Consider the following 13703-nt stretch of genomic DNA (forward strand, 5'->3'; position numbering starts at 1 on the left):
CGGGGGCCTCAGGCGGCCTGGACCCCGGTCGGCGATCCGGAGGCATCAGGTCCGGTTCATCCGCCGTACAGGGCGGTCAGTGCCTCGACCGGGTCCGGATCGGGGGAGGCGCGCGGCCACCAGTCGTCCTCGCCGGGATCGGACTCGTAGCCGTACCAGCGGCCGTCGTGGCCGAAGCGCAGCTGGAGCGTCCCGCCGGGGTGGGTGAGGTGGTTGCGCCAGGGCTGGAAGCGGGGGAAGTCGGCGGCGGCGAGCAGCGGCCGGGCACGGTCGAAGGGGCCGGCAGGCGGGTCCCAGGGGTCTTCCAGTACGGCGAGTCCTTCGGCGCCGCCCTGTCGCCAGGCGGCGACGGCACGGGCCAGGTCGGTGGGGTTGCGGCCGGTGGCGAACGCCAGTTCGCGGTAGAGGGCGCGGGTGGTGGCGGTGAGCCCCGCGGTGGGGCGGGCCGCGGCCAGGCGGACGGCGTCCTGCCAGACGTTCAGCCCGGCGAGGGGATCGGTCCCGGTGGCCAGCATCGTCCGGGCACGGACCGCCGCGTCCATGGCCAGGTGGTCCAGGGAGAGCGGGGCGCGGGCACCGGGCGGGTCCGGGTACGAGGGCGGCTGACCGGGGTGGGCGGGCACCGGAAGGGGTGCGGGGAGCGGGGGGAGGAAGCGCCCGGCCAGTGCCTCGGCGGCCGGGACGGAGGGCGTCTCGGGGGCGGCGGGACGCTCGCGGGCGGAGTGCGCCGCGTTGCGGCGGCCCAGCTCGTCCAGGAGTTCGCGCTCGCCCCGGCCCCGTATCAGCAGCAGCACGAACGGATCGGTGTCGAGCAGCCGGGCCGTCTGGTAGCAGAGTGCGGCGACGTGTTTGCAGGGGCGGCCCCGGTCGGGGCAGGAACAGACCGGATCGAGGTCGTCGGGGGCGGGCAGCAGTTTGATGCCGGTCTCGGCGGCCGTGTCGACGAGGGAGTGCGGCATCTCCTTGCCGAGCAGGGCGGCGAGGTGACCGGGCCGGGTGGCGACCGCGTCGAGGAAGGTGTCCCAGTCGTCGTCGGAGAGGACCCGCAGGCTCAGCTCCGCCCGGTACGGCCGAGGGCGGCTGCCGTGCACGTACGCGACGACCCGGCCGGGGGTCACGGTGACGGCGGCGACGTGGCCCTCGTCGGCGTATCCCCGGCCCCGGTCGAGACGGCCCTCGTCCATGGAGAGCGTTTCGAGCGCCGTCACCCAGGCCCGTCCCCACCAGCTGTCCGCGAAGGGCCCGTCAGCGCCCGGTGCGCGCGGGGGTACGGCCTCGAAGGTGCGCCGCAGGTCGTCGGGGCCCGGCCGGGAGCGGGCGGACGGCTGCTGAGTACCGCTGCGGGGCTGGGCGCGGGGACTCATGACGGCCTCCGGAGCGAGACGAGGTCGGCCAGGTCGTGGTCGCTGAGTTCGGTCAGGGCCGTCTCACCGGAGCCGAGCACCGCGTCGGCCAGGACCCGCTTGGACTCCAGCAGTTCCGCGATCCGGTCCTCGACCGTGCCCTCCGCGATCAGCCGGTGGACCTGCACGGGCTGGGTCTGGCCGATGCGGTAGGCGCGGTCGGTGGCCTGCTCCTCGACCGCGGGGTTCCACCAGCGGTCGTAGTGGATGACGTGCGCGGCCCGGGTGAGGTTCAGTCCGGTCCCGGCCGCCTTGAGGGAGAGCAGGAAGACCGGCGTCTCACCGGCCTGGAAGCGGTCCACCATGCGTTCCCGTTCGGCCACCGGGGTGCCGCCGTGCAGGAGCTGGGACGGGACGGCGCGGGCGGTGAGGTGTGCGGAGAGGATGCGGGCCATCGTCACGTACTGGGTGAAGATCAGGACCGAGCCCTCCTCCGCGAGGATGGCGTCGAGGAGTTCGTCGAGCAGGGCGAGCTTGCCGGACCGCCCGTCGAGGCGGGTCGGTTCCTCCTTCAGGTACTGCGCGGGGTGGTTGCAGATCTGTTTGAGCGAGGCCAGCAGCTTCATGATCAGTCCTCGGCGGGCGATGCCTTCGGACGCCTCGATGTACGCCATGGTCTCGCGCACCGCGGCCTCGTACAGCGTGGCCTGTTCCCGGGTGAGGGAGACGGGGTGGTCGGTCTCCGTCTTGGGCGGCAGCTCGGGGGCGATGCCCGGATCGGACTTCTTGCGCCGCAGGAGGAACGGCCGGACCAGCCGGGAGAGCCGTTCGACCGCCTCGTCGTTGCCGAGACCGGCCGCCGTGCCGGTGTTCTCGACGATGCGGGCGTGGCGGGACCGGAACGCCTTGAGCGGGCCGAGCAGACCGGGCGTCGTCCAGTCGAGCAGCGCCCACAGCTCGGAGAGGTTGTTCTCGACGGGGGTACCGGTGAGGGCGACCCTGGCGGGGGACGGGATGGTGCGCAGCGCCTTCGCCGTGGAGGAGTGCGGATTCTTCACGTGCTGCGCCTCGTCCGCGACGACCAGGCCCCAGCCGTGCTCGGCGAGCTGCGCCGCGCTCGACCTCATCGTGCCGTAGGTGGTGAGGACGAAGCCGCCGTCCGGGCCGGCCAGGGTGCGGTCGGCGCCGTGGAACCGGCGTACGGGCACCCCGGGGGCGAAGCGGTTGATCTCCCGGTGCCAGTTGCCGAGCAGGGAGGCGGGGCAGACCACCAGGGTCGGCGCGGTGTGCGCGCGACGCAGGTGGAGCGCGATGACCGTGATCGTCTTGCCGAGGCCCATGTCGTCGGCGAGGCAGCCGCCGAGTCCGAGCGAGGTCATCCGGTCCAGCCAGGCCAGACCGCGCAGCTGGTAGTCCCGCAGGGTGGCGTGGAGGCCGGGCGGCGGGGCGATCGTGTCGTCGTCCGTGAGGATGCGTTCGCGGAGGGCGGCGAGGGCGCCGACCGGCACCGCCTCGACCTCTTCCCCGTCGACCTCGGCGGTGCCGGTGAGGGCGACCGCGAGAGCGTCCACGGGGTCCAGCAGGCCGAGTTCACGCTTGCGCGCCTTGCGTACGAGAGCGGGGTCGACGACGACCCACTGGTCCCGCAGCCGGACGACCGGGCGGTGCGCCTCCGCCAGGGTGTCCATCTCCGCCTCGGTGAGCCGGTCCTCGCCGAGGGACAGCTGCCAGTTGAAGGCGAACAGCTGCTCGGCGTCGAAGAACGAGGTGCCGTCGGTGGCCGATCCGGGGGCCGGGCGCACGACGGCGGTGGCGGTGAGCGAGCGGGCCAGCTCCCTCGGCCAGTGCACGGCGACCCCGGCCGACGCCAGCCGGGCCCCGGCGTCGCCCAGCAACTCGTACAGCTCGTCCTCGCTGAGCGGGAGGACGTCGGGAACCGGCTGCTCCAGCAGCCGCTCCAGCGGGCTCCAGACCCGGGCGGCCCGGCGCAGTGACAGTGCGGCGTCGACCCCCGCCCGGGGGCCGAACGGGTCCCCCGCCCCGCCGTCCCGGAGTTCGGCGGCATCGACCACATGGGTCGGATCGGCGAGGCTGTGCACCTGCACGACGGCAGCGGCGGCATGCCGGGCCCCACGGTCGCCGGACGGTCCCGCGTGGGCGTGACCGGACCCGCCGGACCGGGTGGACGCGTCGGGCACCTCCGAGGCGTCGTCGGACATGTCCGAGGCGTCGAAGAGGTCGTACGCCGAGAGGTCCAGCCGGAGCGACACCCGCACCCCGGCGTCCAGTCCGGCTGCGACCTCCACGGCCCATTCGCGGGCCCCCGGCAGATGCTGCGCCTCGCGGGCGGCGTACGGAGCGCCCATCGCATGGGGGGCGGCCGGGGTGCGGGGCAGTGTGTCGGCCACCGCGTCGAGGAAGGAACCGAGCAGCGCCTCGGGCTCGGGGACCCGGAGCGGTGTGTGGTCCGGCAACGGGACGGCGTGGCCCTCGGGAGGCAGGGCGGCGGCGATGGCCCGCAGATGGGCCACGTCCTCCGCGTCCCGTGGCCCGGCCCGCCAGGCGTCGTGGTCGTCGGCCGTCAGTCCGGGCAGCAGCCTGCCCCGCGCCACGAGGTTGAGGGCGTGCAGGGTGGCGGCGCCCAGGCACCGGGTGGCGGGGTGCGCCGTCGCCCGGTGCCTGGCACGGGCCAGCAACGGCACGGCCTCGGCGACCGGCAGCAGCACGGCGGAGACCGTACGACGACGGACGCCGTCCGTACCGTGCCGGCGGACGACCGTGAGCTCACCGGTCCGGCCGGGACCCTCGACACCTTCCGGACTCCCCTGCCCCTCACGGCTGCCCAGGTCCTCCGGGTCCCAGAAGGCGACCTGCCCGTCCCTCGGCAGCCTCGCGGGCAGGAACACCGCCGCGCGGCGCATGAGGCGGCCGTCGGCGATGTCCCGCGGGTCCTGCTGTGCCACGGCCATCGTCCCCTCCCCGCCTTCGCGGACTCGTCCCGCTCGCTGATTCCCGGTTCCTTCTGTTTCCTTCTGGTTCGCGAGTCTAAGGGCTGTCCCGCAGTCCCTGGTGGGCGTGCGACGACAGCTACGGCGCCTCGCGGCGTTGTGGGAACGTCCCCGTACATCCAGTACGCGGACGCTCCTCCGCCTTGCGACGCACCGCATCCGACGCCGCACGCTGATCCACCACGGATCGCGGGACAGCCCTTGGGCGGGAGGTCCGACAACCGGCCCCGGCGCGGTGTTCCCGCAGCTCAGGGCCGGTGGAGGAGAAGCGGTCAGTGACTGGTCAGATGCCTGTCGGCCGAGGCGGCCCCAGCCGGGCGACCGGGGCCGGAATCCGCCTCGGAGTCGGCGCCGGCGCGAGAGTCCGGGCCGGGGGCGGGGCCGGGCGCCGGCTCCGCCGCGGAGGCATCGCCGGAGGTACCCGCCCGCGACGGCACCGCCTCCTGTCCCGGTGCCTCCGCCCGCTCGGGAGATCCCGACGGCAGCTGCGCCCGCTCCAGGAACCGCAGCAGTTCCACCGGGAAGGGCAGCACCAGCGTGGAGTTCTTCTCCGCGGCGACCGCCACCATCGTCTGCAACAGCCGCAGCTGGAGAGCGGCCGGCTGGGTGGACATCTGTTCCGCGGCCCCGGCGAGCTTCTTGGACGCCTGCAGTTCGGCGTCCGCGTTGATCACCCGGGCACGCCGTTCCCGGTCCGCCTCGGCCTGCCGCGCCATGGAACGCTTCATCGACTCCGGCAGCGAGACGTCCTTGATCTCCACCCGGTCGATCTGCACGCCCCACCCCACCGCCGGGCTGTCGATCATCAATTCGAGTCCCTGGTTGAGCTTCTCCCGGTTGGAGAGCAGGTCGTCCAGGTCGCTCTTGCCGATGATCGAGCGCAGCGAGGTCTGCGCCATCTGGGACACCGCGAAGCCGTAGTCCTCCACCTCTATGACCGCACTCGCCGGGTCGACGACCTTGAAGTAGATGACGGCGTCCACCCGCACCGTCACGTTGTCGCGCGTGATCCCGTCCTGCGCGGGGACGGGCATCGTCACGACCTGCATGTTGACCTTGTGCAGCCGGTCGACTCCGGGAACCACCATGGTGAATCCCGGCCCGCGCACCCCGCGGCGGAGCCGGCCGAACCGCAGGACCACACCCCGTTCGTACTGTTTGACGATTCTCGCCGCAGCCGCTGTGCAGAGCAGGCCGACGCCGATCAGCGCCGCCACCACGATCACCAGCACCAGACCCATCACGATCCCCTGACATCCGTCGACATCCGGGACATCACATGACATCCGCGAGCGCCTTCACCAAGGCGCCAATACCACGGTATGCCCGATATGGGCAATGGTCGAACGGCCGACGGCGCGCCCCTGCCCGACACGTCCCCCGTACGCCGCGCGGCGTACGCCCACCCGGCCGCCCACGGGATGCCGGTGATCCGCCGAGCGGGCAGGGTGGCCAGCGTCAGCACGCCCCCGTGGCCGGACGAGACAGACGAGGACCCGCCCATGTCCGTGACCGATCGCCGTCACCGCCGTCTCGGTATCGCAGCCGGCTCGACGCTACTGACCCTGGCCCTCGCGGGCTGTTCCGGCCTCGGACGCAACGCGGTCGGACCGATCATCTACAAGACCGACCAGGACAAGGTCATCCAGGTCGACAGCCCGTCCGTCCGGGGATGCCACCGTCTGGACCCCGGTGCCACGGAGGTCACCAACGGCACCCTGGTCGACGTCATCCTGTACACCACACCCGACTGCTCGGGACGGGGAGTGGCCTATGTGGCCACCACCCTCACCGACAACAACGCGCACAACGACCCGCTGTGGCGCAGCTACACCATCGTCCACTGACGCTCCGCACCGTCCGTCGAGCAGGCGACCCCGTCACACGCTCGGCGGACGCCCAGGGACCGGCGGCGTCATGCGCCGGACAGGGGCCACTACGCGTCGGACACGGCCTGGCCCTGGCCGCCGATGTGCAGCGAGCCGACGTCCCCCGCCTGGATCACCGGCCCACCGACCCGGGCGTTGCCACCGACCGAGTTGTGCACGTCCCCGGTCCGGCGGGCCGGACCGCTCTCCTCCAGCTCCGCCAGGACGGACCGGAGCCGGGCCGCCGCCGATGGATCGGCGGCGAGCCTGCGGCGCAGCCGCGTACGCCACTCCGCTTCGACGTCCCTGGCCAGCTCGTCGTCACCGCTGTCCCGCGCCGAGGAGAGCTCACCGCGAGCGGTCTCCAACTCCCCCGCCACGGCTTCCTCTTCCTCCGGCGTGGCATCACCACGCGTGAAGAGCGAGACCAGCCGGTCACGGGCGTGCGCCCAGCCGTCCGTCACCATCTGATGGACGAGCACCGAGGCCCCCGATGCCGCCAGCGCCACCAACTCCGCTTCCACCGCGACCGTCCCCTCGTCGACCGTGCCGCTGTGCGTACCACGGTATCCGCCGCCACCGGCAGAGTCCCCGGTTCCGGCGGATCTCTCCGGTACGAGGACGAGCCGGCCCGGGCCAAGGACGAGGACGGGGACGGGGACGGCCGGCAACAGCACCGGCCGGCCCCGTACCACCGCGGGAACGACGCGAGGAGGTACGGAGAACCGCCCCGTCCCCGAGGCGTCAGCCGCCTTCGTCGAAGCGCGCCGCCGTCAGGTACTCCGGGTTCGGGTCGAGCGCGGCGGCCAGCCTGAAGTGACGGGTCGCCTGTTCCGGACGGCCGGCCCGCTGAAAGGTGCGGGCCAGCGCGAAGTGCGCGAACGCGTTGTCCGGCTCACGCTCCAGGACCAGCTCGAACTCCAGCTCGGCGGGACGCAGTTGAGCGGCGGCGAAGAAGGCACGGGCCCGCAGCAGCCGGGCGGCCGTGTTCTCGGGGTGCGCCCCGATCACGGAGTCCAGCAGCTTGACCGCTCCCCGCGGGTCACGCGCCGCCAGCAGTTGTTCGGCCGCGCGAAAGTCGATGACATGGGTTTCCGGGTTGGTCTCGGGCACGGTCGCGTCCTTCCCTCAGGCTCACAGGGAGAACGCTCGAACCGGTGACGGCATTCCACGCAGCGCGTTCCACGCACCGGTTCAGCGCGGGGCGGCCCGGTCCCGCAGTTGCGACCAGACCTCGCGAACCCGTGGCTCCAGCGCCTCCAGCGGTCCGTCGTTGTCGATCACCAGGTCGGCTACGGCGCGACGCTGCTCGCGCGTCGCCTGTGCGGCCATTCTCGCGCGTGCCTCGGACTCCGTCATCCCGCGCAGCCCCACCAGCCGGTCGAGCTGGGTCCGCGGGGCCGCGTCGACCACGACGACCAGGTCGTACAGCGGGGCCAGACCGTTCTCCGTGAGCAGCGGGACGTCGTGGACGACGACCGAGTCCAGGTCCGCCGCCCGTTCCAGCGCCGCGGACCGGGCGCGGACCAGTGGGTGGACGATGGCGTTGAGTGCGGCGAGGCGGTCGGGGTCGGCGAAGACGATCGACCCGAGCTTCGGGCGGTCCAGCGTGCCGTCGTCGGTGAGAACGTCCGCGCCGAATGCCTCGACCACCGCCGCGAGCCCGGGGGTTCCGGGCTCCACGACCTCACGTGCGATGCGGTCGGCGTCGATCAGCACCGCGCCGTACGAGGCGAACAGCCGCGACACTTCGCTCTTGCCGGCGCCGATCCCACCGGTCAGGCCCACTTTCAGCATGACCGCAGCCTACGGGCTGTCGTCCGGCCCCCGGGCCCGAAGGCCGTCGTCCGGACCGGGCGCACGAACGCTGTCGTCCGGTTCGCGGACCAGGACTCTGCCGTCCGGACCACGGCCCGGAAAGTCGCCGCCCGGACCGTCGGCACGAACACTGCCGCCCGGACCACCGCCACGAACGCTGCCGCCCGGCCGGCGCGCCGTCCTGTCACTCGCCCGGATTCCTGGCGACCGCCGGTCAGGCGTCGCCCTCCCGCTCGGCGAGGAACCGCTCGAACTCGCGCCCGAGTTCGTCGGCGGACGGCAGGTCGACCGGTTCCGCCACGAGGTTGCCACGGGTCTCCGAGCCGGCGACGGCGTCGTACTGGTGCTCAAGTCCCTCGACGAGCGAGACCAGTTCCTCGTCGCCCTGGCCGATCTGCCGGTCGATCTCGGTCTGGGTGCGGTGTGCCTCGGTGCGCAGCGCGTGGGCGATGCTGGGCAGGACCAGCCCGGTCGCGGCCGTGACCGCCTCCAAGGCGGTGAGGGCCGCGTCCGGGTAGGACGAGCGGGCGACGTAGTGGGGCACATGGGCGGCGACACCGACGACGTCGTGGCCGGATTCCATCAGCCGGTACTCGATCAGCGCCTCGGCGGAACCGGGGACCTGGGCCTCGTCGAAGGGGCTGACGTGACCGGGCATCAGGTCCGTGCGGTTGCCGTGCGGGGTGATGCCGACCGGACGGGTGTGCGGGACGCCCATCGGGATGCCGTGGAAGTTGACGGTGAGCCGGACCCCGAGGCGCTCGACGATCTGCTCGACGGCGGCGGCGAACCTCTCCCACTCCACATCGGGTTCGGGCCCGGACAGCAGCAGGAAGGGCGCCCCGGTGGCGTCCTGGACGACCCGGACGTCGAGGGTGGGGACCTCGTACGCCGACCAGCGGTCGCGCCGGAAGGTCAGCAGGGGGCGCCGGGCGCGGTAGTCGACGAGCCGGTCGTGGTCGAAGCGGGCGACGACCTGGTGCGGAAGTGTTTCGAGCACCCCGTCCACGATCTGCTCGCCGGTCTCTCCCGCGTCGATGTATCCGTCGAAGTGGTAGAGCATGACCAGGCCGGCCGACTCCTGAGCCAGCGCCATGTCGACGACTGCCAGGCCCTTCGGCTCCCATTCGTACAGACTCTGCGGATCAAGCACGGTTACCGCTCCTCCTCGTGTTCCTGGTGCCGCTCCCGGCATTGTTCGCCCGGGAGGAGCGTCGTCCGGTGCGTGCGATCGCAAGGCGGCCGGAAGTTCTGGAGGGGGTCCCCCCTGGTCCTCAGGACCTTGAGGGAGGAGCCACCAGGGCTTCTGGCCAACGCGGCGAGCGTGCGTGCTGGGCGGCGCGATGGGGCGAGGCTTGCCGGGAGCGGCACCAGGGAGAACGTCCCGCGCGGCACACGCATTCCCCCTCCCCGGGCAATTCCCGCTCCCTGAGATCCCCCACCTCACGGACGCTCCCGTCGAGTACGCGACGGAAGCCGCCTCCGACCCGTCGCCACATCCCCGGGCCGGAGGCGGTCACCGGCCCACGGCTCCGACGCCTGGTCCAGACCTTGACATGCCCACACCCACTCCCTACCGTCCCTGATCAGCGGTCCGGGGCCGGGCCGCCCCACCCGCCGTACGCGCGCCCCACCGTACGAACCCGCGAACCGCCCTCACCCCACGACGAGAAGGCTCCCCATGGCTCCCCCCATGCGCACCCGCACGCTGCTCCCCGCCCTGCTGGCCGCGGCGCTCGCCACCACCGGAACGGCCTTCGCCGGCACCGGGCGTCCCGCTCCCGCCACCGGCGCATCGGCGGCCGTCATCGAGGTGACCACCGCCAAGCAGCTCAAGTCGGTCCTGACCTCGGTCACGCCCGGCGCCACCATTCATCTCGCGGACGGCACCTACACCGGCAACTTCAAGGCCACCGTGCCCGGCACCACCTCCGCGCGGATCACCCTCACCGGCTCGTCCGCGGCGATCCTGAGGGCGGGCGGTGGTTACGGGCTGCACCTGAACGGCGCCTCCAACTGGACGGTCCGTGGCATCACCGTCACCGGCGGCCAGAAGGGCATCGTGACGGACGCCGCCGACAACGTGGTGATCGACTCGGTGACCGTGCACGATCTCGACATGGAGGGGGTGCACTTCCGCACCTCCAGCAGGAACGCCGTCCTGGAGAACTCGCGTGTGTACGACACCGGCCACAACGGCCGGGGCATGGGCGAGGGGGTGTACGTCGGCACGGCGGGCGACCTCTCCGACCGCAGCGACGGGGCGCGGATCATCGGCAACACCATCGGACCCGGGGTCGGCGGCGAGAACGTCGACATCAAGGAGGGCACGACCGGCGCGCAGATCATCGGCAACACCTTCGACGGCAGCGGACTGACCGGTGCCAACTACGACGACTCCTGGGTCGACGTGAAGGGCAACAACGTCCTCGTCGAGGGCAACAAGGGTTCCCGTACGACCAACAACGGCTACGAGACCCACACCCAGCAGAGCGGCTGGGGCTGCGGCACCGTCTTCCGCGCCAACACCTCGGACCTGACCGGCGCCACGGGCGACAAGCGGCTCGCCGTCAATGTCACCAACAGCGGCCCGAACTGTGTGACCACGGTGTACGGGAGCAACACCGTCACCGGCGGCCGGGGCCTGACCAACATCACGGTCACGCCGTAGCACCGGCCCGGCCTCACCGCGTACGAGTACATACGAGTGAGGCCCGCCCCCCGAAGGGAACGGGCCTCACACAACTACCTCAGCCGGTCACCGGCTGGGGTCGGAGCGTCAGCTCTGACCGCCGGCCAGCTTCTCGCGCAGTGCGGCGAGGGCCTCGTCCGACGCCAGGGCGCCGGAGTTGTCCGCGGACTCCGAGGAGTACGAACCGCCACCGCCACCGCTGCCGCCCGAGGCAGCCGGGGCGCCTGCGGCCGGGGCGGCAGCGCCCTCGGCAGCGGCGGCCTCGTCGGCCTCGCGGGACTTGATGACCTGAGCCTGGTGCTGCTCGAAGCGCGACTGCGCCTCGGCGTACTGGGTCTCCCAGGCCTCGCGCTGGGTCTCGTAACCCTCGAGCCAGTCGTTGGTCTCGGGGTCGAAGCCCTCGGGGTAGATGTAGTTGCCCTGGTCGTCGTAGGACGCGGCCATGCCGTACAGGGTCGGGTCGAACTCGACCGAGGCCGGGTCGGAACCGAACGACTCGTTGGCCTGCTTCAGCGAGAGGCTGATGCGACGACGCTCAAGGTCGATGTCGATGACCTTGACGAAGATCTCGTCGTTGACCTGGACGACCTGCTCCGGGATCTCCACGTGGCGCTCGGCCAGCTCGGAGATGTGCACCAGGCCCTCGATGCCCTCGTCGACACGCACGAACGCGCCGAAGGGAACGAGCTTGGTGACCTTGCCGGGGACGACCTGACCGATCTGGTGCGTCCGGGCGAACTGCTGCCACGGGTCTTCCTGCGTCGCCTTGAGCGACAGGGAGACACGCTCGCGGTCCATGTCCACGTCGAGAACCTCGACGGTGACCTCCTGGCCGACCTCGACAACCTCGGAGGGGTGGTCGATGTGCTTCCAGGAAAGCTCGGAGACGTGCACGAGACCGTCGACGCCGCCGAGGTCCACGAACGCGCCGAAGTTGACGATCGAGGAAACGACGCCGGAGCGGACCTGGCCCTTCTGCAGGGTCGTGAGGAAGGTCTGGCGGACCTCGCTCTGGGTCTGCTCGAGCCAGGCACGGCGGGACAGGACCACGTTGTTGCGGTTCTTGTCCAGCTCGATGATCTTGGCTTCGAGCTCCTTGCCCACGTAGGGCTGGAGGTCGCGGACGCGGCGCATCTCGACGAGGGAGGCCGGCAGGAAGCCACGGAGGCCGATGTCGAGGATGAGACCACCCTTGACGACCTCGATGACGGTACCGGTGACGATCCCGTCCTCTTCCTTGATCTTCTCGATCGTGCCCCAGGCGCGCTCGTACTGCGCACGCTTCTTGGACAGGATGAGACGGCCTTCCTTGTCCTCCTTCTGGAGAACAAGGGCCTCGATCTCGTCGCCGACCTTGACGACCTCGTTCGGGTCGACGTCGTGCTTGATCGACAGCTCGCGTGAAGGAATGACACCTTCGGTCTTGTAACCGATGTCGAGCAGGACCTCGTCCCGGTCGACCTTCACGATGACGCCGTCGACGATGTCGCCGTCGTTGAAGTACTTGATCGTCTCGTCGATCGCGGCGAGGAAGGCTTCCTCGTTACCGATGTCGTTGACCGCTACCTGCGGGGTGGTAGAGGTGGTCTCGGTGCTGCTCGTCATGTGGGAAAGGGCTCCGGTACGGACAGTGAGTCGTAGGTACTGCTACGCCGAGAGCCCGTATCGCCTCTGCAGAAGCCGGACAGCCTGGGAAGCACCGGACCCGTGGAACGGGCAGTGCCTCGACAACCGAGGGGACATACGACAGACGCAAGCGCGGCCTGCTAGGTCTGAGGCGCGCAGGCTCGCGACGCAACTTGTAGCATACGGGGGCAGCCGGACAGGGTCAATGCACGACGGCACGCGCCCGGGGTGGATTCACCCGTGCCCGGCACAACTCATGCCCGTCCGGGCCGTGTCGGCCCCGGCGGCACCGCGCCCGCTCCCGTACGCGGGGGCGTACGGAACCGTACGGCGAGATCCGCGGAGATCTTCCGGACCCGGTTCGGGTCCGGGGCGTTCCGACGAGGACCGCGGGACCACCAGGTACGTACACCCCGCGGCGGGATGTAGGCAAACTACAACGACGGACACGATGAGCCAAGACATGTACGAGGCCGAACCGGAAGCGACCCGTCGGATCACCGGCGAGACGGAGAGCAGCCGGGCCAGCCGCGGCTGGTGGGACCGGAACGCCGACGAGTACCAGAGCGACCACGGCGGCTTCCTCGGCGACGACCGGTTCGTCTGGGGGCCGGAGGGGCTGGACGAGGCAGAGGCCGGGCTGCTGGGCCCCACGGACTCGCTGTCCGGGCTGGACGTCCTGGAGATCGGCGCGGGCGCCGCCCAGTGCTCGCGCTGGCTGGCCGCCCGGGGCGCCCGCCCGGTGGCCCTCGACCTCTCGCACCGCCAGCTCCAGCACGCCCTGCGGATCGACAGCGTCGGAACCGCCGAATCCGCCGAATCCGATGGGGCAGATGGGGCCGGTGGGGCAGATGGGCATGGTGGTGACGGCCGTGGCCGGGTGCGGCTGGTGGAGGCGGACGCCGGGGCGCTGCCGTTCCGCGACGGCTCCTTCGACCTGGCCTGCTCGGCGTACGGCGCGGTGCCGTTCGTCGCGGACCCGGTGCGGGTGTTCCGCGAGGTGCGCCGGGTGCTGCGGCCCGGGGGCCGCTGGGTGTTCTCGGTGACCCACCCGATCCGCTGGGCGTTCCCGGACGAGCCGGGGCCCGAAGGGCTCTCGGTCGCCGCCTCCTACTTCGACCGCACCCCGTACGTCGAACAGGACGAGCGGGGCTCTGCCGTGTACGTCGAGCACCACAGGACGCTCGGTGACCGGGTACGGGACGTGGTGGCGGGCGGTTTCCGGCTGGTCGACCTGGTCGAACCGGAGTGGCCCGCCTGGAACGGCCAGGAGTGGGGAGGCTGGTCGCCGCTGCGCGGAAATCTGATCCCGGGGACCGCGATCTTCGTCTGCGTACGAGACTGAGGG

11 protein-coding genes are annotated in these 13703 nt (G+C 71.7%); 3 read left to right on the forward strand and 8 right to left on the reverse strand.

All coding sequences use genetic code 11. The features are described 5' to 3' along the window. Positions 1 to 56: 56 nt before the first annotated feature. The 3 genes from PZB75_RS05405 to PZB75_RS05415 form a co-directional block, all read right to left on the reverse strand. Positions 57 to 1364: an SWIM zinc finger family protein gene (locus PZB75_RS05405; RefSeq protein WP_275534140.1), complete on the reverse strand. Its 1308-nt coding sequence runs from the start codon at positions 1362 to 1364 to the stop codon at positions 57 to 59. Beyond that, positions 1361 to 4312, reverse strand: a complete 2952-nt coding sequence (locus tag PZB75_RS05410) for a DEAD/DEAH box helicase (RefSeq protein ID WP_275534141.1) — start codon at positions 4310 to 4312, stop codon at positions 1361 to 1363. The genes PZB75_RS05405 and PZB75_RS05410 overlap by 4 nt, the downstream gene beginning before the upstream one ends. A 311-nt stretch (positions 4313 to 4623) precedes the next feature. Further along, a complete protein-coding gene (locus tag PZB75_RS05415) occupies positions 4624 to 5592 on the reverse strand; it encodes a slipin family protein (RefSeq protein ID WP_275538595.1) in 969 nt (322 codons plus the stop codon). Positions 5593 to 5853: 261 nt separating this feature from the next. Between PZB75_RS05415 and PZB75_RS05420 the strand changes: the two genes are divergently transcribed. Then, on the forward strand, positions 5854 to 6198 hold the full coding sequence (locus tag PZB75_RS05420) for a hypothetical protein (RefSeq protein ID WP_275534142.1): 345 nt from the start codon (positions 5854 to 5856) through the stop codon (positions 6196 to 6198). Positions 6199 to 6287: 89 nt separating this feature from the next. Here the strand turns inward: PZB75_RS05420 and PZB75_RS05425 are convergent, their stop codons facing one another. From PZB75_RS05425 to PZB75_RS05440, 4 genes are all read right to left on the reverse strand, one after another. Continuing rightward, positions 6288 to 6896: a hypothetical protein gene (locus PZB75_RS05425; protein WP_275534143.1), complete on the reverse strand. Its 609-nt coding sequence runs from the start codon at positions 6894 to 6896 to the stop codon at positions 6288 to 6290. Positions 6897 to 6963: 67 nt separating this feature from the next. Continuing rightward, the gene (locus PZB75_RS05430) at positions 6964 to 7332 is read right to left on the reverse strand and encodes a tetratricopeptide repeat protein (protein WP_275534144.1); all 369 of its coding nucleotides are present in this window, start codon (positions 7330 to 7332) and stop codon (positions 6964 to 6966) included. An 81-nt stretch (positions 7333 to 7413) separates the two neighbouring features. Next, a complete protein-coding gene (gene coaE, locus PZB75_RS05435) occupies positions 7414 to 8016 on the reverse strand; it encodes a dephospho-CoA kinase (protein WP_275534145.1) in 603 nt (200 codons plus the stop codon). Between the two features lie 235 nt (positions 8017 to 8251). Next, a complete protein-coding gene (locus PZB75_RS05440; protein WP_275534146.1) occupies positions 8252 to 9190 on the reverse strand; it encodes a PAC2 family protein in 939 nt (312 codons plus the stop codon). Between the two features lie 540 nt (positions 9191 to 9730). On the opposite strand from PZB75_RS05440, the gene PZB75_RS05445 reads away from it, so the two are divergent. After that, a complete protein-coding gene (locus tag PZB75_RS05445; protein WP_275538596.1) occupies positions 9731 to 10708 on the forward strand; it encodes a right-handed parallel beta-helix repeat-containing protein in 978 nt (325 codons plus the stop codon). A 108-nt stretch (positions 10709 to 10816) separates the two neighbouring features. On the opposite strand, the gene rpsA is transcribed toward PZB75_RS05445, so the two are convergent. Beyond that, positions 10817 to 12334 carry a 30S ribosomal protein S1 gene (gene rpsA / locus PZB75_RS05450; RefSeq protein ID WP_275534147.1) on the reverse strand — a complete coding sequence of 506 codons (1518 nt, stop codon included), beginning with the start codon at positions 12332 to 12334 and terminating at the stop codon, positions 10817 to 10819. Positions 12335 to 12818: 484 nt separating this feature from the next. Between rpsA and PZB75_RS05455 the strand changes: the two genes are divergently transcribed. Then, positions 12819 to 13700 carry a class I SAM-dependent methyltransferase gene (locus PZB75_RS05455; protein WP_275538597.1) on the forward strand — a complete coding sequence of 294 codons (882 nt, stop codon included), beginning with the start codon at positions 12819 to 12821 and terminating at the stop codon, positions 13698 to 13700. Positions 13701 to 13703 lie beyond the last annotated feature (3 nt).

The sequence above is a fragment of the Streptomyces sp. AM 4-1-1 genome (assembly GCF_029167625.1).
In the GTDB taxonomy this organism is placed as follows: Bacteria; Actinomycetota; Actinomycetes; order Streptomycetales; family Streptomycetaceae; genus Streptomyces.

Coding starts and splice junctions, on each gene's coding strand:
- PZB75_RS05405 (WP_275534140.1), bottom strand. CDS start 1,364: ATGAGTCCCCGCGCCCAGCCCCGCAGCGGTACTCAGCAGCCGTCCGCC.
- PZB75_RS05410 (WP_275534141.1), bottom strand. CDS start 4,312: ATGGCCGTGGCACAGCAGGACCCGCGGGACATCGCCGACGGCCGCCTC.
- PZB75_RS05415 (WP_275538595.1), bottom strand. CDS start 5,592: ATGGGTCTGGTGCTGGTGATCGTGGTGGCGGCGCTGATCGGCGTCGGC.
- PZB75_RS05420 (WP_275534142.1), top strand. CDS start 5,854: ATGTCCGTGACCGATCGCCGTCACCGCCGTCTCGGTATCGCAGCCGGC.
- coaE (WP_275534145.1), bottom strand. CDS start 8,016: ATGCTGAAAGTGGGCCTGACCGGTGGGATCGGCGCCGGCAAGAGCGAA.
- PZB75_RS05445 (WP_275538596.1), top strand. CDS start 9,731: ATGCGCACCCGCACGCTGCTCCCCGCCCTGCTGGCCGCGGCGCTCGCC.
- rpsA (WP_275534147.1), bottom strand. CDS start 12,334: ATGACGAGCAGCACCGAGACCACCTCTACCACCCCGCAGGTAGCGGTC.
- PZB75_RS05455 (WP_275538597.1), top strand. CDS start 12,819: ATGTACGAGGCCGAACCGGAAGCGACCCGTCGGATCACCGGCGAGACG.